The organism is Halorubellus litoreus (genome assembly GCF_037081675.1).
GTDB classification, from domain to species: Archaea; Halobacteriota; Halobacteria; order Halobacteriales; family Natrialbaceae; genus Halorubellus; species Halorubellus litoreus.
In genome coordinates this window covers 1,296,750-1,315,457 of record NZ_JAZAQL010000001.1, presented here as the reverse complement: position 1 = coordinate 1,315,457, position 18,708 = coordinate 1,296,750, and the positions used below count along the sequence as shown (strand labels likewise).

Annotated in this window: 19 protein-coding genes; 12 read left to right on the top strand and 7 right to left on the bottom strand. The window is 68.9% G+C overall.

Features of this window, described 5'->3' with window-relative positions:
* Positions 1-95: 95 nt before the first annotated feature.
* The 3 genes from VYJ16_RS06565 to VYJ16_RS06555 form a co-directional block, all read right to left on the bottom strand.
* The gene (locus tag VYJ16_RS06565; protein WP_336349497.1) at positions 96-464 is read right to left on the bottom strand and encodes a hypothetical protein; all 369 of its coding nucleotides are present in this window, start codon (positions 462-464) and stop codon (positions 96-98) included.
* Positions 465-707: 243 nt separating this feature from the next.
* Positions 708-1,247, bottom strand: coding sequence for a hypothetical protein (locus tag VYJ16_RS06560; protein ID WP_336349496.1), 540 nt, complete (start codon positions 1,245-1,247; stop codon positions 708-710).
* A 343-nt stretch (positions 1,248-1,590) separates the two neighbouring features.
* Positions 1,591-3,006: an MATE family efflux transporter gene (locus VYJ16_RS06555; RefSeq protein ID WP_336349495.1), complete on the bottom strand. Its 1,416-nt coding sequence runs from the start codon at positions 3,004-3,006 to the stop codon at positions 1,591-1,593.
* A gap of 189 nt (positions 3,007-3,195) precedes the next feature.
* Between VYJ16_RS06555 and VYJ16_RS06550 the strand changes: the two genes are divergently transcribed.
* Positions 3,196-4,425: an alpha/beta fold hydrolase gene (locus VYJ16_RS06550; protein WP_336349494.1), complete on the top strand. Its 1,230-nt coding sequence runs from the start codon at positions 3,196-3,198 to the stop codon at positions 4,423-4,425.
* Positions 4,426-4,450: 25 nt separating this feature from the next.
* Positions 4,451-5,395: a lipoyl synthase gene (gene lipA / locus VYJ16_RS06545; protein WP_336349493.1), complete on the top strand. Its 945-nt coding sequence runs from the start codon at positions 4,451-4,453 to the stop codon at positions 5,393-5,395.
* A 39-nt stretch (positions 5,396-5,434) separates the two neighbouring features.
* Here the strand turns inward: lipA and VYJ16_RS06540 are convergent, their stop codons facing one another.
* Positions 5,435-7,417, bottom strand: coding sequence for a sensor histidine kinase (locus tag VYJ16_RS06540; protein ID WP_336349492.1), 1,983 nt, complete (start codon positions 7,415-7,417; stop codon positions 5,435-5,437).
* Positions 7,418-7,820: 403 nt separating this feature from the next.
* Here VYJ16_RS06540 and pdhA point away from each other — a divergent pair, with 403 nt between their 5' ends.
* From pdhA to VYJ16_RS06520, 4 genes are all read left to right on the top strand, one after another.
* The gene (gene pdhA, locus VYJ16_RS06535; RefSeq protein WP_336349491.1) at positions 7,821-8,930 is read left to right on the top strand and encodes a pyruvate dehydrogenase (acetyl-transferring) E1 component subunit alpha; all 1,110 of its coding nucleotides are present in this window, start codon (positions 7,821-7,823) and stop codon (positions 8,928-8,930) included.
* 1 nt (position 8,931) lies between these two features.
* Positions 8,932-9,945: an alpha-ketoacid dehydrogenase subunit beta gene (locus VYJ16_RS06530; RefSeq protein WP_336349490.1), complete on the top strand. Its 1,014-nt coding sequence runs from the start codon at positions 8,932-8,934 to the stop codon at positions 9,943-9,945.
* 1 nt (position 9,946) lies between these two features.
* Positions 9,947-11,533: a 2-oxo acid dehydrogenase subunit E2 gene (locus VYJ16_RS06525; RefSeq protein WP_336349489.1), complete on the top strand. Its 1,587-nt coding sequence runs from the start codon at positions 9,947-9,949 to the stop codon at positions 11,531-11,533.
* A gap of 159 nt (positions 11,534-11,692) precedes the next feature.
* Positions 11,693-12,481, top strand: a complete 789-nt coding sequence (locus tag VYJ16_RS06520) for a DUF3179 domain-containing (seleno)protein (RefSeq protein ID WP_336349488.1) — start codon at positions 11,693-11,695, stop codon at positions 12,479-12,481.
* Between the two features lie 14 nt (positions 12,482-12,495).
* On the opposite strand, the gene VYJ16_RS06515 is transcribed toward VYJ16_RS06520, so the two are convergent.
* On the bottom strand, positions 12,496-12,918 hold the full coding sequence (locus tag VYJ16_RS06515; RefSeq protein WP_336349487.1) for a hypothetical protein: 423 nt from the start codon (positions 12,916-12,918) through the stop codon (positions 12,496-12,498).
* A 138-nt stretch (positions 12,919-13,056) separates the two neighbouring features.
* On the opposite strand from VYJ16_RS06515, the gene lpdA reads away from it, so the two are divergent.
* Positions 13,057-14,517 carry a dihydrolipoyl dehydrogenase gene (gene lpdA / locus VYJ16_RS06510; RefSeq protein WP_336349486.1) on the top strand — a complete coding sequence of 487 codons (1,461 nt, stop codon included), beginning with the start codon at positions 13,057-13,059 and terminating at the stop codon, positions 14,515-14,517.
* 61 nt (positions 14,518-14,578) lie between these two features.
* A complete protein-coding gene (locus VYJ16_RS06505; protein ID WP_336349485.1) occupies positions 14,579-15,325 on the top strand; it encodes an HU family DNA-binding protein in 747 nt (248 codons plus the stop codon).
* Positions 15,326-15,361: 36 nt separating this feature from the next.
* Here the strand turns inward: VYJ16_RS06505 and VYJ16_RS06500 are convergent, their stop codons facing one another.
* The gene (locus tag VYJ16_RS06500) at positions 15,362-15,700 is read right to left on the bottom strand and encodes a cupin domain-containing protein (RefSeq protein ID WP_336349484.1); all 339 of its coding nucleotides are present in this window, start codon (positions 15,698-15,700) and stop codon (positions 15,362-15,364) included.
* 117 nt (positions 15,701-15,817) lie between these two features.
* On the opposite strand from VYJ16_RS06500, the gene VYJ16_RS06495 reads away from it, so the two are divergent.
* From VYJ16_RS06495 to VYJ16_RS06480, 4 genes are all read left to right on the top strand, one after another.
* The gene (locus tag VYJ16_RS06495; RefSeq protein WP_336349483.1) at positions 15,818-16,033 is read left to right on the top strand and encodes a hypothetical protein; all 216 of its coding nucleotides are present in this window, start codon (positions 15,818-15,820) and stop codon (positions 16,031-16,033) included.
* Between the two features lie 141 nt (positions 16,034-16,174).
* Positions 16,175-16,639: an SRPBCC family protein gene (locus VYJ16_RS06490; protein WP_336349482.1), complete on the top strand. Its 465-nt coding sequence runs from the start codon at positions 16,175-16,177 to the stop codon at positions 16,637-16,639.
* Positions 16,640-16,750: 111 nt separating this feature from the next.
* A complete protein-coding gene (gene pheA, locus VYJ16_RS06485; RefSeq protein ID WP_336349481.1) occupies positions 16,751-17,575 on the top strand; it encodes a prephenate dehydratase in 825 nt (274 codons plus the stop codon).
* Positions 17,576-17,706: 131 nt separating this feature from the next.
* A complete protein-coding gene (locus VYJ16_RS06480; RefSeq protein WP_336349480.1) occupies positions 17,707-18,120 on the top strand; it encodes an Hsp20/alpha crystallin family protein in 414 nt (137 codons plus the stop codon).
* Here the strand turns inward: VYJ16_RS06480 and VYJ16_RS06475 are convergent.
* On the bottom strand, positions 18,113-18,670 hold the full coding sequence (locus VYJ16_RS06475) for a hypothetical protein (protein ID WP_336349479.1): 558 nt from the start codon (positions 18,668-18,670) through the stop codon (positions 18,113-18,115). The two genes, VYJ16_RS06480 and VYJ16_RS06475, sit on opposite strands and share 8 nt — an antisense overlap.
* Positions 18,671-18,708 lie beyond the last annotated feature (38 nt).

Sequence of the window (18,708 nt, the reverse complement as noted above, 5' to 3'; positions counted from 1 at the left end):
CGCGGCAAAGGCGTTTCCGTCCAGAGTCGCGCACCGACCACTCCCGGGCGAGCGCGCCGCCGCCACCGACGCGACGACGACGCTCGCTCCCCGGGCTATCCGAACACGAGGTCGTCGTCGCCCGCGTCCCCATCGTCCCCGTCGGACGCCTCGTCGCTGTCCCCGTCACCCGCGGCCTCGTCGAGCACGTCGTCCGGGTCGTCGAAGGCGTCGGTCGCCGCATCGAACCCGCCACCGGCCGCTCCGCGCTCGTCCGCGGTCGCGTCAGCATCGTCGTCCCCGCTGTCGTCCTCGTCGTCGATGTCGAGGATGAGCTCCACGTCGCCGTCGTCGTCCTCCTCCTCGGGATAGTACCCCGCGACCTCCGCATCGCACTCCGGGCACGTCGCGAACTCGTCGACCTCCCCGAGGTCGTGCAGGCGATACCGCGGCGTCACCTCCACCACCACCGCGTCGAAACGCACTGTCGCCGCACACTCCTCGATCGGACACACCCTATCTCGCATTCATTAACAACCGGACAGCGACGAGTATAGTCGTATCGGCCGTCCAACCACTCGACGCTCCAGTAGCCCCACCACAGAAACGTTACTCCGTCACCCGCCCCACACTGGTGTGAGAAAGGTCGTCATAGACCGATTCTACCGGTGTTCGCTCCGTTGACGAACTGCTGAACCAGCCGTTCAGTAGGTGTGCGAACGTATCGGCTATTCTCCGCTACGACTGCGCTCGTAGACGTAGCTGAAAACGAGGCTGAGTGGGACGGCTATCCAGATCGTCCACACGACCACTACCAAGATGGTATCGGGGTACACCTCAAAGAACGCTCCGAGGAACTCGGTGAGCGAGGTCGGCGGGTCAACTCCCCCGTATGGGTTCACAAACTCGTAGCCGTACACCGGAGCCAGTAGCAACCACACGGCAGTTCCGGCAAGGTAGTTCCCGGCGACCGTGACCAACGCTGCGACGGCACTGTAGTATGGGACACTCGACGGCAGGGAGCGCCACGTGAGCGCCCCGACCACGAATCCCGTGGCGATGTACACCGGGGTCGCAGACAGAATCACCCTTGCTGAACCCACCGTCCCCGAAAGCAGCGTACTCACCGGAGCAAACACGATGCCACCGGCGAGGACACCGGCGGCCATACTGTAGCCGGCCCCGACGTCCTGTCGGTCCCCGAGCGGTAACCGTGTCGGTCCGTATCGACCGTACAGCCGCACCACTCGGTCCAGCCTGGCTACCATGACGTTCTCAACTCGTAACTTGTACTTGAACTACTTTTTTCCGCCGGCTGGACCGAATCTTGTTGTCCATCTCCCGATCTGGGGCAGCATAGGCTACAGGATAGACCAGATACACGGGCAGAACAGTATGAGACGGGTGTCTGACGCCAGTTTCTGGACGTTTACTGAGCCGTATCTCGCTGCAGAGTTCCGGATTCAAGCCTCACAGTGAGGGATACATCCTCTGTATCTACAGATGAACAAGGCGAGTGCCTCGGGGCTTGACCCCGGGGCGGTTCACCGATTTGGCCTGTCGCTGTTGATTGGTGTGGGACTGATTCGATGCCGTCCTCGGTGCGAGCCGTCAGGCGCCACTCGCTTCCGCGGTCTCGGCGGCGCGGTCGAGCATGCCGTGACTCGTCTGGTACCGGTAGTAGGCGGCGAGGCCGAGTGCGACGGCGACGTTCGAGAGCGTCACCGCCCAGAACGCCGCGATGGCGCCGCCGCCGAGGAGCACGATGCCGACGACCGCGATGGGGAGGCGGACGCCCCAGTTCTGGGCGAGGCTCGCGACGAGACTCGTCCTCGTGCGTCGCGCGGCGTTGAACCCGCCCTGGAGGAGGTAGCTCGCGCCGATCGCCCAGTAGCCGACCGCGAGGATCTGGAGGTACGCGACCGTGTACCGGAGTGCGTCCCCGGAGACGCCGGGGATGAACAGTTTCGCGAGCGCCTCCGGGACGAACCACTGGACGATACCGATGCCGCCGAGGCCGACCGCGGCGATGGCGACGCCGACCCACGTCGTTTCCTTCGCGCGCGAGGGATTCCCCGCACCGAGGTTCTGGCCGACGACGCTCTGGGCGGCCTGCTGGAGGCCGCTCGCTGGAATCCACGCGATGGCTGAGACGCGGACGCCGATGGTGTACGCCGCCATCGCCGCGCCACCGCCGGCGTAGAAGACGAGCGCGACCATCGCGACCTTCACGCCGTCCTTCGACACGCGCTGGAGCGAGTTCGGGTACCCGACGTCGACGAGCTCGCGCCACGCGTCGGCGTCGAACGCGAGGTCGCTCCGGGAGAGCGTGAACGTGTCCCGGAGGCCGAGCGAGAACCCGAGGACGAGCGCCATCCCGGCGGCGTACCCGATAGCGGTCGCGAGCGCCGCGCCCTGCACGCCGTACGCGGGCAGCCCGATGGCGTCCCATCCGAAGATGAGGATGGGGTCGAGTGCGAGGTTCACGGCGACCGCGACGACGTTCACGTACAGCGCCGCGCGCGAGTCACCCCACCCGACGAACGCGCCTTCGAGCGTGTCCGACACCGCGATGAACGGGACGGCGAGCGCGTACGTGACGAGGTAGATGCTCGCGGGGTCGGCGATGCCGTCGGTCGGGTTCAGGAACGCGACGGCGGCGTCGACGAGCGACGGGCCGACGAGGAGGACGCCGGCGAGCACGGGGAGGGCGACGACGAGCGCGAGCGCGACGCCGTTGACGGCGACGCGACGGGCGCCGGACCTGTCCTCGCCGCCGACGCGTTGACTGACGACGACCTGCGTCCCGACGAACGGCATGATGATGACCGCGAGCATCACGCTCGTGAGCGGGTAGACGAACCCGACGGCGGCGACGGCTGTCTCGCCGACGCGACCGAGGAAGAGCGCGTCGACGATCAGTTGGGCGAATTGAACGACGTTCTGGAGGACCAATGGGGTGGCGAGGAGGAGGAGGGAGCGGAGGATGGACCCGTCGGTGATCTCCTCCGTGGAGACGTCTAGCATTGCCTTTGGCAATATGGTGCACACCACCCACTAAACTCTATCGGAAATCGCGATTGGATTTATCACGACCCTATTCGACTTGACATGGCAAGTTCGAACTGTGAACGAACTGGCCGTCGCTGTTCCCGTGCGGCGGGAATCACGCGAACGACCTACACGCTCTCGCGTCCAACACATACGCGAACGACGATGTCCGCCGACCGCCCCACACCCGACCGCTTCACCCCCGACGGCGCCGGCTCCGACGACGCCAGCTCCGAGCGTCTCGCGCTCCCGCGGTCCATCCTCGACCGCGTCGCCGGCCGCTTCCGTTCCGACGAGACGCCCGCCGACGTCGGCGACGACGACGGCGGCGACGACGACACCATCGACGTGCTGCCGAGCGAACAGACCCGGACGGCCGGCTTGATGGCGGTCGGTGTCGCCGCTGGCGCGACCACGCTCGCCCTGCTCAGTCGCGGCTACGCCACCTACCGGAGCGAGCGCGACGCCGCGTACGCTCGCGTCGCCCCGACCGAGCACCGCGTCGCGGACACGCCCGTCGGCGACGTCGAGTACCGCGACCGCGGCAGCGGAGTACCGGTCCTCGTCTCGCACGGCATCGTCGGCGGCTGCGACCAGGCGATGCAGATCGGGCGCAGTCTCGTCGACGACGCCCGCATCGTCGCGCCGTCGCGCTTCGGGTACCTCGGCTCCGAGATCCCGACGTACCCGTCGCCGGCGACGCAGGCGCGCGCGTTCGCCGAACTCCTCGACGACCTCGACGTCGACGACGCCGTCGTCGTCGGCACCTCGGCGGGCGCACCCGCCGCCATCCGGTTCGCGCTCGACCACCCCGAGCGAACGCGCGGCCTCGTCCTCCTCGCCGCCGGGACGCCGCCCGCGTCCGCCTTCGCGCCCGACGACGACCGGGACCGCGACCGCGACGGCCCCACGGGTCCACCCGCGCCGCTCCTCCGCGACCCCGTCTTCTGGCTGGTGCGCTCGCGCGCACCCGGACTCCTGCGCCGCACGTTCGGCGTCTCGGGCGACGACTGGGCGCTCGCCACCGACGCGGACCGCGACCGCGTCGACGCCCTCCTCGACACGCTGTTCCCCGTCGCCCCGCGCCGCGAGGGCATCGCTCTCGACACCGAGTTCACGAACCCCCACGTCGCCGAGTACCCCGACCGGTACGACCCCGCGAACCTCACCGTCCCGACGCTCGTCGTCCACGCCCGAGACGACCCGCTCGCCGACTTCGCGGACGCCGAAGCGTTCGCCGAGCGCGCCCCGAACGCCGCGCTCCGCGCGTACGACACCGGCGGCCACCTCGTCTTCGGGCACGGCGACGACGTCCGCGACGCCGTCACCGCGTTCGCGAACGCGCCCGCGGACTGGCTCGCGGCGAACGCGGACGCGAGGAACCCCACGCTTTAACCCATCCCATCCCGCAGTTTCCGTCATGAGTCGCTCGCGGAAGCCCGACTGGCTGAAGATGCGGCCGCCGTCGGGCCGTGAGTTCACGGACATCAAGGAAACCCTCCGAGAGCACGACCTGAACACGGTCTGCGAGGAGGCGAACTGCCCGAACCTCGGGGAGTGCTGGAGCGGCCGGAACGGGTCCGGCGACGGCGGCACGGCGACGTTCATGCTGATGGGCCACCGGTGCTCGCGCACCTGCAACTTCTGCGACGTCGAGACCGGCGGGATGGAGCCGCTCGACCCCGACGAGCCCGCGAACGTCGCGGACGCCATCGCCGAGATCGGGCTGGACTACGTCGTCCTCACGTCGGTCGACCGCGACGACCTCCCAGACCAGGGCGCCGAGCACTTCGCGGAGACCGTCCGCGAGATCAAGCGCCGCCACCCCGGTATCCTCGTCGAGGTCCTCACGCCGGACTTCCAGGGGGACCCCGAACTCGTCCGGAAGATCATCGACGCCGGCCCGGACGTGTTCGCGCACAACGTCGAAACGGTGGAACGCCTCCAACACCCCGTGCGCGACCGTCGCGCGGGCTACGAGCAGTCCCTCTCCGTGCTCGAACAGGTGAGCCAGGAGAGCGACGTGTACACGAAGACGAGCCTGATGCTCGGCGTCGGCGAGTACCACCACGAGATCTATCAGACCCTGAGCGACCTCCGCGAGATCGACCTGGACGTCGTCACGCTCGGCCAGTACCTCCAGCCCAGCAGGACGCACCTGGACGTCGAGCGGTACGTGACGCCCGACGAGTTCGACACGTGGCGTGCGGTCGCCGAGGACGAGATGGACTTCCTCTACTGCGCCTCCGGCCCGATGGTGCGGTCGTCGTACAAGGCCGGGGAGCTGTTCGTCGACGCCGTGCTGCGCGACGGCAAGAGCGTCGAGGAAGCCCGCGAGCAGGCGCGTCGGGTCGCATCGGACTGAGCGAACGGATTGGCGTTCTCTCCGGGAGCGTGGTCGCCGTCAGTCGTCGGCTCCGTCCGCGAGCGGAAGTTCGACGACGAACGCGGCGCCGCCGAGGGCGGCGTCCTCCACGCGGACGCTCCCGTCGAACTCGTCGACGAGTCGGTCGACGAGGTAGAGGCCGAGTCCGGAGCCCGTGCTCTCGGGGCCCTTGTCGCCGCGACCGAACACCGACCGTTTGCGGTCGTCGGGGATGCCGGGGCCGTCGTCCGCGACGCGGACGGTGACCGTGGTCTCGTCCACGCTCGCGGTGACGTCGACGGTCGGTTCGTCGCCGTCGTTGTGCTGGACGGCGTTGTTCAGGAGGTTCGTGAACACCGACCCGAGCGTCTCGTTCGCCTCGACGACGACCGACGGGTACGACGCCGGCGGGTCGAACGTGGCGGTCTCGTACGACGCGACGGCGGTCTCGAACGCGTCTCGGAGGACGGTCCCGACGTCGACGCTCGCGAGCTCGAGGTCGGCGTCGTTCGCGACGCTCTCCGCGATGTCCCGCGCGACGAGCGTCAACTCCTCGATGTGGCGGTTCGCGGTCAGGACCGCGTCCGCGTGGTCGACGCGCTCGGCGGGCGTCAGTCCGTCCTGACTGTGCGCGGCGGGCGTCGAGCCGTCCCCGCCGGCGTCGGCTTGGCCGTCGGCGTCCGTCACGTCCCGTTCCAGGTCGGCTTCGAGGCGTTCGCCCCACCCGATGGCGACGGCGACGTCGTTCCGGATGTCGTGCCGGAGCAGGCGGTTGAGGACGGAGAGCTGGTCGTACTGGTTGCGCGTGCGTCGTTCGAGCGCGACGCGTTCGGTGACCTCGTAGAGGAGGAACAGCCGGCCGCGTTGTCGACCGCGAGCGTCATCGACGGTGCGAACGCGCGCCTCGAACCGTCGTTCGTCGACGCTCGTGGACTCGACGGATACGGTCGCCTCGTCGTCGTGCGTCGCGTCGCGTTCGTCCGTCGCAGCGTCGTCGACGTCGCGGCGAGAGCGTTCGACGCCACCGTCGGTTCCCTTGGGGGAGTCGTCGAGCGCGAGGACGTCACCGTCGTCTATCTCGGCTTCGTCGACGTGGAACGCGCGGGCGACCGCGCTGGTGGCGGACGCACCGACGAGCGCCCCGCCGTCCGCCGCCACGCCCGTGATGCCGGCCCCGTCACTGGCCGTGCTGTGGACGCGCTCCGGGGCTGCGAGGAGGGTTGCGGCGGCCGCGTTCGCCTGCACGATGCGGCCCTGTGGGTCGACGACGAACACGGCCTCGGCGAGCTGGTCGATGAGCGAGTGCCAGTCGACCGGGACGACCGCGAGGAGCTCCGACCTGAAGAGCGCGTACCCGATGGCGAGCCACGTCACGGCGAACGCGGGCGGTGCCAGATCCATCGGTGCGTCCGGGAACGCGACGATGTTCACGAACCCGGCGAGGAGCGGGACGAGTAACCCGGCGAACAGCAACAGGCCCTGTCGGCGGTACATGCCGGTCGACCGGACCCAGAGGAGGAGGAACTGGGTGGCGCCGATGGCGGCGAGCGCGACGCTGTAGAGGCCGTCGACGAAGAACCACGGCCCCGGGTCGTACGAGAGCGTCAGCATCCCGGCCGCGTACGGTTCCGCGACCGGGTCGCTGAGGTAGAGGCCGACGTCCGCGAGTGGCCACGCGAGGAGGGCGAGCACCGTTATCGTCGGGACGACCGCGAGGACCGCGACGAGTCGTCGGGAGACGTACCGGTTCGCGCCCGTGTACTCCAGGGCGAACACGAGTATCGCCGGGCCGATGAACTCGTAGGGGACGGTCTGAGCGACGAGGAAGACGTACTTCCACGCGGTCGTCGTGGCGGCGGCCTCGGCGGCGTCCATCGCGGCGTACCCGCCGCAGCCGAGGAGTGCGACCGCGAGTGCGGTTGCGCCAGGCTGGTCGTGGTGGTCGCGGTGGAGTCGAACCGCAAGCCAGCCGAGCCCGACGACGACGGGCACGAGCAACGCTCCGTACAGGACTGCGAGCAACGTAGTCCGGGTACGGAGCGTGGACGATTAACCGTTCTGGCGCCGTCGAACACTGATCGCCCGGCCGTTCGTGGGGTCGTTCGGTTCGGTGACGTGTTCCCGCGACGCCGCGACCGGGGTGTGCGGTGTGGTCACGTGTCTCGATTCGCCCGTGTCGGTCGTTGCGGGGCCCCGTACCCGTTCACTACTCTCGCCCGTTCGTCCAGAATGTCGGTGGAAAAACCGTGAGGAACGTTCGAAGCGTTCGATACACCGGTGGAAAACTGAAAGGTTACAGTTCTCGCGGGGATTCCCGGACGTTCAATGCGAAGGTGTGGCAAGAATACGCTTGATAGTAACGTTTTTACGAAAATCATATAACGCGAGCAAGAGACGTATCGGTCATGCGAAGGTGCGTCTTCCCGTGAGCACGCTAGAACGAAACCCCCGAGACCGCGTACAGGTACTCGACGACGACGGTCGAGTGCTCGACGACGCGGAGGTGCCGGACCTCTCCGACGACGAGTTCCTCGAGATCTACGAGCAGATGAAGCTCGCACGGCACTTCGACCAGCGTGCCGTGTCCCTGCAACGCCAGGGCCGCATGGGGACGTACCCGCCCCTGTCCGGCCAGGAGGCCGCGCAGGTCGCGAGCGCACATGCACTCGACACCGACGACTGGATGTTCCCGAGTTACCGCGAGCACGGTGCCGCACTCGTCCGCGGGTTCGGCCTGAAACGCACGCTCCTGTACTGGATGGGTCACGAACAGGGGAACGCGATTCCCGAGGACGTGAACCTGTTCACGGTCGCGGTCCCCATCGCGACCCAGATACCGCACGCCACCGGCGCGGCGTGGGCGTCGCGCCTCAAGGGCGAGGAGAAGGCGTTCCTCTGTTACTTCGGCGACGGCGCGACGAGCGAGGGCGACTTCCACGAGGGCCTGAACTTCGCGGGCGTGTTCGACGCCCCCGCGGTGTTCTTCTGTAACAACAACCAGTGGGCGATCTCGGTGCCCCGCGAGAAGCAGACCGCGAGCGAGACCATCGCCCAGAAGGCCAACGCGTACGGCTTCGAGGGCGTGCAGGTCGACGGCATGGACCCGCTCGCCGTGTACAAGGTCACGAAGGAGGCCGTCGAGAAGGCCAAGGACCCCGACGAGGACGAGCTCCGGCCGACGCTCATCGAAGCGGTCCAGTACCGGTTCGGCGCGCACACGACCGCCGACGACCCCTCGGTCTACCGGGACGACGACGAGGTCGAGCGCTGGAAGCAGAAGGACCCCATCCCGCGGATGGAGACGTTCCTCCGCGAACGAGGTATCCTCGACGACGAACTCGACGACGAGATCACGCAGCGCATCGAGGACGACGTCGCCGAAGCGATCTCGGCGGCGGAGGAAGTGGAGCGCCCGGACCCCGTAGAGATGTTCAACCACGTGTACGCCGACATGCCCCAGCGCCTCCAGACGCAACTGGACTGGTTCAACGAGGTGCGCGAGGAGTTCGGCGACGACGCCCTACTGGAGGACTAACATGAGTCAGCAAGCACAAGACATCGACGGTGAGACGGAGAACCTGACGCTCGTACAGGCCGTCCGCGACGGCCTGCAGAGCGAGATGCGCGACGACGAGGACGTGCTCGTGATGGGCGAGGACGTCGGGAAGAACGGCGGCGTGTTCCGCGCGACCGACGGGCTCTACGAGGAGTTCGGCGAGGACCGCGTCATCGACACGCCGCTCGCCGAGGCCGGCATCGTCGGCACCGCCATCGGGATGGCCGCGTACGGCCTGAAGCCCGTGCCGGAGATCCAGTTCCTGGGCTTCATCTATCCGGCGTTCGACCAGATCGTGAGTCACGCCGCGCGCCTCCGCACGCGGAGTCGCGGCCGGTTCACCGCGCAGATGGTCATCCGCGCGCCCTACGGTGGCGGTATCCGCGCGCCCGAGCATCACTCCGAGTCGACGGAGGCGATGTTCGCGCACCAGCCCGGCCTCAAGGTCCAGATCCCGAGCACGCCCTACGACGCGAAGGGGATGCTCATCGCGGCGATCCGCGACCCGGACCCGGTCGTGTTCCTCGAACCGAAGCTCATCTACCGGGCGTTCCGCGAGGAGGTCCCGGACGACTCCTACGAGGTTCCCCTCGGCGAGGCGGCGGTGCGTCGCGAAGGGAGCGACATCTCGGTGTTCACGTGGGGCGCCATGACGCGCCCGACGATGGAGGCCGCCGAAGAGCTCGCGGAGGAGAACGGTATCGACGCGGAGGTCGTCGACCTGCGTTCGATGTCGCCGCTGGACAAGGACACCATCGTGGAGTCCTTCAAGAAGACGGGTCGTGCGGCGGTCGTCCACGAGGCCCCGAAATCCGGTGGTCTCGGTGGCGAAATCGCGAGCATCATCCAGGAGGAGGCCTTGATGTACCAGGAGGCGCCCGTGGAGCGCATCACCGGGTTCGACACGCCGTTCCCGCTGTACGCGCTCGAGGATTACTACCTCCCGGAGCCGGCGCGCATCAAGAAGGGCATCCGCGACGCGGTGAGTTTCTAAGATGCCCCAGGAATTCAAGCTCCCCGACGTCGGCGAAGGGGTCGCCGAGGGGGAACTGGTTGAGTGGCTCGTCGAGCCCGGCGACACCGTCGAGGAGGACCAGGCGGTCGCGAAGGTCGAGACGGACAAGGCGCTCGTCGACGTTCCGTCGCCGTACAACGGCACCGTGAAGGAACTGCTCGCCGAGGAGGGCGAGATGGTGCCGGTCGGGAACGTCATCATGGTGTACAACGTCGAAGGCCAGGACGACCTCGACGACACGAGTTCGAGCGCGGACGCCGCCGCGGACGCCGACGCCGAATCGGCTGCCGCGGACGCCGGCGACGACGCTGCGGCCAGCGCGGACGCTGGCGAGACCGAGGAGGTCGAGACGCCCGAGGGGCGCGTGTTCGCGCCGCCGAGCGCGCGGAAGCTCGCCCGGGAACTCGGCGTCGACATCTCGCAGGTCGACGGCACGGGCCCGAGCGGTCGCGTGACGGACGCGGACGTCCAGGCGCACGCCGACGCTGGCGAGGCGGACGATGCGGCCGCGGAGGAGTCCGCGGAGCCCGCGACCGCCGAGAGCGGCGACGCCGGCGGGGCGGCCGCGGGCGGCAGCACGGCGAGCGCGCAGTCGGCGCAGACGACGCAGAGCGCACCGTCCCCGCAGGGCGTCGAGGCGGCGGGTCGCGAGAAGACGCTCGCGGCGCCGGCGACGCGGAAGCTCGCCGACGAGAAGGGCGTCGACATCGACGACGTCCCGACCGACGAGACCCGCGACGGCGAGGCGTTCGTCACGCCCGAAGCGGTCACGGAGTACGCGGAAGCGATGCAGCAGGCTCAGGAGGCCGACGCCGGCGCGATGGCGGCGGGCGAGTCGATGGGCGCCGACGGCCAGCGCGAGACGCGCGAGCCGTACAAGGGCGTCCGGAAGACCATCGGGGACGCGATGGCGAACTCGAAGTACACCGCGCCCCACGTCACCCACCACGACGAGGTCGACGTCACCGAGCTCGTGGAGACCCGCAAGCGCCTCAAGGGCGAGGCCGAGGAGCGCGGCATCCGCCTGACGTACATGCCGTTCGTGATGAAGGCGGTCGTCGCGGCGCTCAAGGAGTACCCGCAGATGAACGTCTCGCTCGACGAGGAGAACGAGGAACTCGTCACGAAGCACTACTACAACATCGGGGTCGCCACCGCGACCGAGGCCGGCCTCATGGTGCCCGTCATCGATGCGGCCGACCGGAAGGGCCTCCTCCAGCTCTCCTCGGAGATGAACGAGAAGGTCCAGAAGGCGCGCGACCGCACCATCAGCATCGACGAGATGCGCGGTGGGACGTTCACCATCACGAACATCGGCGGCATCGGCGGCGAGTACGCCACGCCGATCATCAACCACCCCGAGAGCGCCATCCTCGCGCTCGGCGAGATCAAGAAGAAGCCGCGCGTGATGACCGACGAGAACGGCGAGGACTCCATCGAGATCCGGCACGTCCTCACGCTCTCGCTGTCGTTCGACCACCGCATCATCGACGGCGCGGACGGCGCACGGTTCACGAACGAGGTCAAGAAGTACCTCGAGAACCCCGAACTGCTCCTGCTGGAGTAGTCTCGGGCGGCTCGCGGACCCACCTTCGACGGTCTGCGCGACCGGGCGACGCGGCGGCAGTTTTCGTGGACGTTCCGAACGGGGAGCACCTGCGCTGCCCGTGCTCGGAACTCGCACAGCCGCGGGCACGTTAACTCGCCACACGTCGTTTCTCCGGGTATGACTCGCCGCCGCCAGTTGCTCGCCGCGCTCGGGACGGGCGTCGTCGCGACCGCCGGGTGTCGCGGCGCGCTCACGCGCTCGGGCGACCTGGCGGACGCGGCGGCCGGCGCGGATGGACCAGATGACGGTGACGCGACCGACGGCGTCGTCGATTATTCGCTGGCTGCGACGGGCCGCCCCGCGGACGTCTGCGAGCGCCCCATCGGCGACAGCGACATCGTCGCCATCGAGCGGCCGGCGTTCGGAACGGAGTGGCCCGACGACGTCGGCCCGCCGTACCGGCCGGTCACGGACGGTTCGGCCGTCGTCGGCGTCGCGCTCCCAGATGGTCGGGCACGAGCGTACCCGCTGTCGATTCTCGCCGTGAACGAGATCGTGAACGACGACTTCGGCGGACCGCTCCTGGTGTCGTTCTGTCCGCTGTGTCGGAGCGGGTTCGTCGCCGACCGAACCGTCGCCGGGGAACCGACCGTGTTCGACGTGACGGGGACGCTCTGGCAGCCCCCGCGGATCTGGGCGGCGGCGAGCGAGGCGGACGAGCGCGTGAAGAGCGACCGCGCGGAGGGCGTGAGTCCGACCGCGAACCTCGTCATGTACGACCGCGCCACCGAATCCTACTGGTCGCAGCTACTCGGACAAGCGATCTGCGGCCCGCAGCGCGAGGAACGGCTCCGCGTTCGCGCGTTCGAGATGTCGACGTGGGGCGCGTGGCGCGACGAGCACCCCGACAGCGAACTCCTCCTGCCGCCGCCGCACTCGACGCTCACGCGCCCCGGCGACGACTGAGCGTCCACGAGCGTTCAGCTCGGACACTCGACGCCGTCGGCGTTGAACGCGGTGGTTATCTCGTCGGTGTCGACCGTGAACGAGAGCTCGTAGCAGGTCATGTCCCCCCAGTTCGAGACGAGCGAGTCGAGACGCTCCCACGACGTCGTTCCGGCGCGTGAGTCTCCCGGGACGGAGACGGTGACGGCGTAGGGCACTCGGTGACCCATGGTCTCGTCGACGACCTCGCGCACGCCGCGGTATTCGAGCTCGAACGCGTCCTCGTGGACGCGTCGTCCCTCGCGCTCGACGGTCACGACGACCTCGATCACGTCGTCGGTCGCGTTCACCAACCGGATGCGACCGAGTCCGACCGGCGGTTCGCGCTCGGCAAACGAGCTACAGCTCGCGAGTCCGACCCCGCCGAAGGCGCTGGCGACGACGGTTCGTCGACGCATGCGTACACGTCGAACCGCGACGAACAAAACGCTTCTCTCGCGGCACCGACTTCGTCGGCGGAGTGCGCGTCGTGGAACGGCGAACCACGGCGCTGGCAATACTTGGGGTTTCTTATGCCTGCTGGCGGTGGTATCGATATGGTCGTTGGAGACGTCACAACTGGCACGGACCTCCTCGTAATCGGCGCGGGCCCCGGCGGGTACGTCGCGGCGATCCGCGCGGGACAGCTCGGGCTCGACGTCACGCTCGTCGAGAAGGACGCGTACGGTGGCGCGTGCCTGAACCGCGGGTGCATCCCCTCGAAGGCGCTCATCACCGCGACGAGTTTGAAGCACGACGCGGCGAACGCCGAGGAGATGGGTATCCACGCGAACCCGGCGGTCGACATGACCCAGATGATGTCCTGGAAGGACGACGTCGTCGACAACCTCACCGGGGGCGTCGAGAAGCTCTGTAAGGCGAACGGCGTGAACCTCATCGAGGGGACCGCGGAGTTCTCCGGCGAGAACTCCGTGCGTATCGTTCACGGCGGCGAAGGCCAGGGCTCCGAGAGCCTGGACTTCGAGCACTGCATCGTCGCGACGGGTTCGCGCCCCATCCAGATTCCGGGGTTCGAGTTCGACGGCGAGCACGTCCTCTCGAGCGAGCACGCGCTCAGCCTGGAGTCGGTGCCGGACGAACTCGTCGTCGTCGGCGCGGGCTACATCGGCATGGAGCTCGCGTCGGTGTACGCGAAGCTCGGCACGGACGTCACCGTGGTCGAGATGCTCGACGACGTCCTCCCGCCGTACGAGGCCGACGTCAGCCGGGTCGTGAAGAAGCACGCGAAGGACCTCGGCGTGGAGTTCCACTTCGGGTACTCCGCGAGCGACTGGGAGGAGACCGACGACGGCATCGTCGTCACCGCGAGCCCCGCCGCTGCGGACGGCGGCCAGGCCGCGGAGGCCGAGGACGAGGCCGAAGCGCTGGAACTCGAGGCGGACAAGGTCCTCGTCGCCGTCGGCCGCTCGCCGGTCACTGACACCCTGAACCTCGAAGCGGCGGGCCTGGAACCGAACGAGCAGGGGTTCCTGGAGACGGACGACCGCTGCCGCACGGACGTCGAGCACATCATGGCGGTCGGCGACGTCGCCGGCGAACCGATGCTCGCGCACAAGGGCTCGAAGGAAGGGCAGGTCGCCGCGGAGGTCGTCGCGGGCGAGCCGTCGGCCGTGGACTACCAGGCGATGCCCGCCGCGGTGTTCACCGAACCCGAGATCGGGACCGTCGGGCTCACCGAGGCCGAGGCCGAAGAACAGGGCTTCGAGCCAGCGGTCGGGAAGTTCCCGTTCCAGGCGAGCGGGCGCGCGCTCACCACCGGCGAGACGGACGGGTTCGTCCGCATCGTCGCCGACGAACCCAGCGGGTTCATCCTCGGCGCGCAGATCGTCGGCCCGGAAGCGAGCGAACTCGTCGCCGAACTCTCGCTCGCCATCGAGATGGGCGCGACCCTCGAGGACGTCGCGTCGACCGTGCACACGCACCCGACGCTCGCCGAGGCCGTGATGGAGGCCGCCGAGAACGCGCTCGGGCACGCCATCCACACGCTCAACCGGTAACTGCCCGGATTGCTGCGGATACGCCTGCTATACTTATCGTTCTATGGCGCGACTGGACAGCGTGAAGCACGATACCATCGATCAGGATAGCGTCTCGCGTCGCACCGTCCTCCGGCGAGGCGTCGGGGCGGCAGTCGTCCTCGGGTTCGGACTGCCGGCGGCGACGGGCCAGGTCGCAGCGGGCGAGCGGCCGGAACTGGTCGAGGCCATCGCGACGGAGAGCGGGTTGTCGAAGGCGGATTCGAAGCGCGCGCTCGACGGGTTCGTCGCCGCGACCACGAAGGCGCTGAAGAAAGGCGACCGCCTCGCGTGGCGGGGATTCGGGTCGTTCAGCATCTCGAAGCGGTCGGCGCGAACGGGCCGGAACCCCCAGACCGGCAAGCGAACCGGTGGGGCGACCACGAACGTGGTGGGGTTCCGGTGCGGCGACGAACTCGCCGCCGCGCTCGACCTCGTCCCGGGCGCGGGCGACGAACGCCGGCATCGTGCACGGCGCAAGCGCCGACGCGGCCGCGACGGCTCCTGCGACCCCGTCGACGGCTGTCCGATAGATGCCGACGACCTCGCTGCCGAAGCGCGGCTCTCGCCGGAGGCGGCGCGGGCGTTCCTCGACGCGTTCCCAGTCGCCGCCGCGACAGTCCTGAAACGCGACGGCACCCTCTCGCTGCCGGGCTTCGGCGCGTTCAGCATCTCGAAGCGGTCCGCGCGGACGGGACGCAACCCCCAGACGGGGAAGGAGATCCAGATCGCCGCGAAGAACGTCGTGAAGTTCAAGGCGGGCGCGGAGCTCTCGAAGGCGGTGAACTGAGCGCGACGACAGTCGGTGGACGCGGCGACCCCTCCGTCAGTTCCGCCAGTCGGGGTTCTCTCGCGGTGGCGCGAACACCTCGATGCCGACGGCTGGTTCGTCGCCGGTGTTCTCGGCGCCGTGGGGTTCGTCGCCGGCGAGGACGTACGAGTCGCCGGGTTCGACGGTCCTCGTCTCGCCGTCGACGTGGAACTCGAGCGTCCCCGAGACGACGTAGCCGAGCTGTTCGTTCGGGTGGCTGTGTTCGGGGACGACCGCGCCCGGGTCGATGCGGAAGTGCTGGACGTTAGCGTGCTCTCCGCCCGCGAGGAGTTTCAAGTGTACGTCGTCGACCGCTTCGGTGCTCTCGACCGCGGCTTCTGGAACGACATCCATGCGCTCGGGTTCGGCGGCCAGCGCGAAAAACGCTCGCGCACCGGCGGCCCGTGGCGGGTGGTTGCCGGTCGCGACCGTCGACGCAACGGCTATGCGTCCGTCGAACCAACTCGGGCCATGAACAAGGCGTTCCTCGCTGTCGGCGTCGCGTTCCTCGCGGTCGGCGTCGCCTCCTCGACGGTCGCTGGCGGTATCGTGTGGTCGACGTTCGTCACGCTCGGCGTCGTGTTCCTCGCGCTCGCGTTCGCGTTCCGCGAGGCTGACGCTGGCGAGGGGCGGTCGGACGCGGAACGCGAGAACGCTCCGGCGGGCGGCGTCGAGGACGACGCTTGAGCCACACGCTAGCGCTGCCGTAACCGGTTCTGGCGTCCCTGATTCTGTCGTCGTCGAGGCGCCCCTGGAGGTTGGACGCGCGGTTCGTCCAGTCACCGTACGTTCATCTCGGCACGGAGCGTAGCACGAACCGGTTCTCTCATGCCTCAGCTCTCGTTCGACCGGACGTACGATGCACCGCGAGCGGCCGTCTGGGCTGTCGTCAGCGACCCGGACGTCTACCAGCGCGTCGCGCCGAACCTCGACGTGGTGGAGGTCCTGGAGGGCACCGGTGGGGACACGGTCCGTCGGTGCGTCGACACGGACGGGAACGAGTGGACGGAGGCGGCGACGTACTGGACGGACGGCGAGGGGTTCGGGATGGCGGTCGACGTCGCGTCGAGCGGCTTCCATCGTCGGTTCTTCTCGCGGTTCGAGGGCGAGTGGCGGCTCGAGTCGACCGGTGACGGGACTCGGGTCACGGTGGCGTTCGACTACGACACGAAGTACGGGCCGGTCGGGTGGCTCGTCTCGAAAGTGCTGGCGTCGCGAGCGCCCTCGATGGTCGACGAGATATTCGACGGTTGGGCGACGGAACTCCGGGAACGCGCCGCTGGCGTCGCCTAGGACGCGCTCTCGGAAGCGGTGACCGCCTCTCCTCGGGCACTCGCGTCGGGTCCGCCGGTCAATCCTGTCGGCCCCGACGGGCTTTTCTCGCCCGCCGCGGTAGCGGGGCGTATGTCGACTGTGACGCTCGGTCCGTCGGGGACGTACTCGCATCGCGCTGCGCGCGCCGTCAGCGACGGCGACGTGTCGTTCCGCGAGTCCGTGACGAGCATCGTGGAGGCGGTCGCGTCCGGGGACGCGGACCGGGGCGTGGTCCCGATCGAGAACTCCATCGAGGGGTCGGTGACGGAGACGCTGGACGCGCTCGCGGACTACGACGTCGCCGTCACGCAGGAGGTCGTGACGCCGATCAAGCACGCGTTGCTCGCCCAGCGAGACGCCTTCGACGTGGTGGCGAGTCACCCGCAGGCGCTCGCGCAGTGCCGGGGGTTCCTCGAAGACGCGTACCCGGACGTCCACCAGGAGGCGGTGGCGTCGACCGCGACGGGCGTCGAGCGCGCTCGCGAGGACCCGTCGGTCGCCGCCATCGCCCACCCCGACAACGCCGACGACGAACCCGGCGAGGGCGCGCTGCGCGTGCTCGCCGAGGACGTCCAGGACCGGACGTCGAACGCGACGCGGTTCTTCGTCATCGCGGGCCCCGGCGAGAAGTCCGAGGCGGGCGGGAAGTCGACGTTCGTCGTGTACCCGAACGCGAACTACCCGGGGCTGCTCCTGGAACTCCTGGAGCCGTTCGCGGAGCGGGACGTGAACCTCACGCGCGTCGAGTCCCGGCCGAGCGGCGAGCGCCTCGGCGACTACTGCTTCCACCTCGACGTCGAGGGCGGGCTCTACGAGGACCGCACCCAGGAGGCACTGGCGGTCGTCCGCGACCTCTGCGAGAACGGCTGGGTGCGCGAACTCGGGTCGTACGACGTGAAGACCGTCGTGTCGTGACGGCTCCGGCTGCCGCTACGATCGTGTCGTGACGCCGCCCGCGGCCGCGTCAGCCGTGTCGTGACGCCGCCGGCGCTCGAACGGTTCGCGGGAAGAGATTTATGTCGCCCGGCGTCGAACTGTCCTCTGTCATGCGACGGAATCCCTTCGACGAACTGGAGGACATGTTCGACCGGATGAGCCGCCAACTCGAGACCGGCGACCTCGGCGAGTTCAACGCCGTCCCCGTGGACATGCAGGATCACGGCGACGAGTACACCGTCGTCGCGGACCTCCCCGGGTACGCCGTCGACGACATCGACCTGACGTTCGCCGACGGCGACCTCCGCATCGACGCCTCGCGCGAGGAGGAATCAGAGGAGACAGACGAGGACGCCGGCACGTACGTCCACCGCGAGCGCAGCGAATCCGCGAGTCGAGTCGTCCGGGTACCGGACCCGGTCGTCGAGGACGAGATCGCCGCGACGTACAACAACGGGACACTCACCGTCACGCTCCCGAAGGCGACCGACGAGGTCGACGGGCACAGCATCGACATCAACTAGCGTCGCCGCTGTCGAGGACAGATGCAACCGTTCTGACGGCCTCCTGGACGCCCGCCTCCCATCCCTCAGCCGGGTCGTTCCCGCGCTTGGGCGGGTCGACGGGGAGGTCGATGGCGTGGTAGGCGACGTGCTCGTGTGCGTCGGCGGCGAGTCGCCCGACGAACGTCGCGTTCTCGCGTTTCGTGCTCACGCCACCCCTCGCGAGGTCGTAGTACGCGGAGAAGACCTGGCAGACGACGACGCGATCGAACCGGTCGAGCACGCCGTTCTCGAGCGCTCGCAGGAGTTTCACGGTGTTGTTCGCCGGGTCCGCGCGCCGAACCTCGAGTTCCACCGCGACGAGCACGGTCGCGGCGGCCTCGCCAGTCGCGCCGTCGTCGTGCGCCGGGTCGCCGCCGCGTCCTCGGTCGCCGTCGCTCTCGTCGGAGACGCCGGCGACGTCGACCGGGGTACCGCCGACGTCGTACTCCTCGTGCCACGCGAACCCGGTCGTCCGGGCCGCGAGGCCGTCGCGGACGGCGGTCTGGAGCGTGCGCGCGAACTCGCCCACGAGCTGGAGCTCGCCGGCACCACACTTAGTCCCGGCGG

Bases quoted from the DNA above. Each gene is read 5' to 3' on its own strand.
- VYJ16_RS06560 (WP_336349496.1), bottom strand. From the start codon at position 1,247: ATGGTAGCCAGGCTGGACCGAGTGGTGCGGCTGTACGGTCGATACGGA.
- VYJ16_RS06555 (WP_336349495.1), bottom strand. From the start codon at position 3,006: ATGCTAGACGTCTCCACGGAGGAGATCACCGACGGGTCCATCCTCCGC.
- VYJ16_RS06550 (WP_336349494.1), top strand. From the start codon at position 3,196: ATGTCCGCCGACCGCCCCACACCCGACCGCTTCACCCCCGACGGCGCC.
- lipA (WP_336349493.1), top strand. From the start codon at position 4,451: ATGAGTCGCTCGCGGAAGCCCGACTGGCTGAAGATGCGGCCGCCGTCG.
- VYJ16_RS06530 (WP_336349490.1), top strand. From the start codon at position 8,932: ATGAGTCAGCAAGCACAAGACATCGACGGTGAGACGGAGAACCTGACG.
- VYJ16_RS06525 (WP_336349489.1), top strand. From the start codon at position 9,947: ATGCCCCAGGAATTCAAGCTCCCCGACGTCGGCGAAGGGGTCGCCGAG.
- VYJ16_RS06520 (WP_336349488.1), top strand. From the start codon at position 11,693: ATGACTCGCCGCCGCCAGTTGCTCGCCGCGCTCGGGACGGGCGTCGTC.
- VYJ16_RS06515 (WP_336349487.1), bottom strand. From the start codon at position 12,918: ATGCGTCGACGAACCGTCGTCGCCAGCGCCTTCGGCGGGGTCGGACTC.
- lpdA (WP_336349486.1), top strand. From the start codon at position 13,057: ATGGTCGTTGGAGACGTCACAACTGGCACGGACCTCCTCGTAATCGGC.
- VYJ16_RS06500 (WP_336349484.1), bottom strand. From the start codon at position 15,700: ATGGATGTCGTTCCAGAAGCCGCGGTCGAGAGCACCGAAGCGGTCGAC.
- VYJ16_RS06495 (WP_336349483.1), top strand. From the start codon at position 15,818: ATGAACAAGGCGTTCCTCGCTGTCGGCGTCGCGTTCCTCGCGGTCGGC.
- VYJ16_RS06490 (WP_336349482.1), top strand. From the start codon at position 16,175: ATGCCTCAGCTCTCGTTCGACCGGACGTACGATGCACCGCGAGCGGCC.
- pheA (WP_336349481.1), top strand. From the start codon at position 16,751: ATGTCGACTGTGACGCTCGGTCCGTCGGGGACGTACTCGCATCGCGCT.
- VYJ16_RS06480 (WP_336349480.1), top strand. From the start codon at position 17,707: ATGCGACGGAATCCCTTCGACGAACTGGAGGACATGTTCGACCGGATG.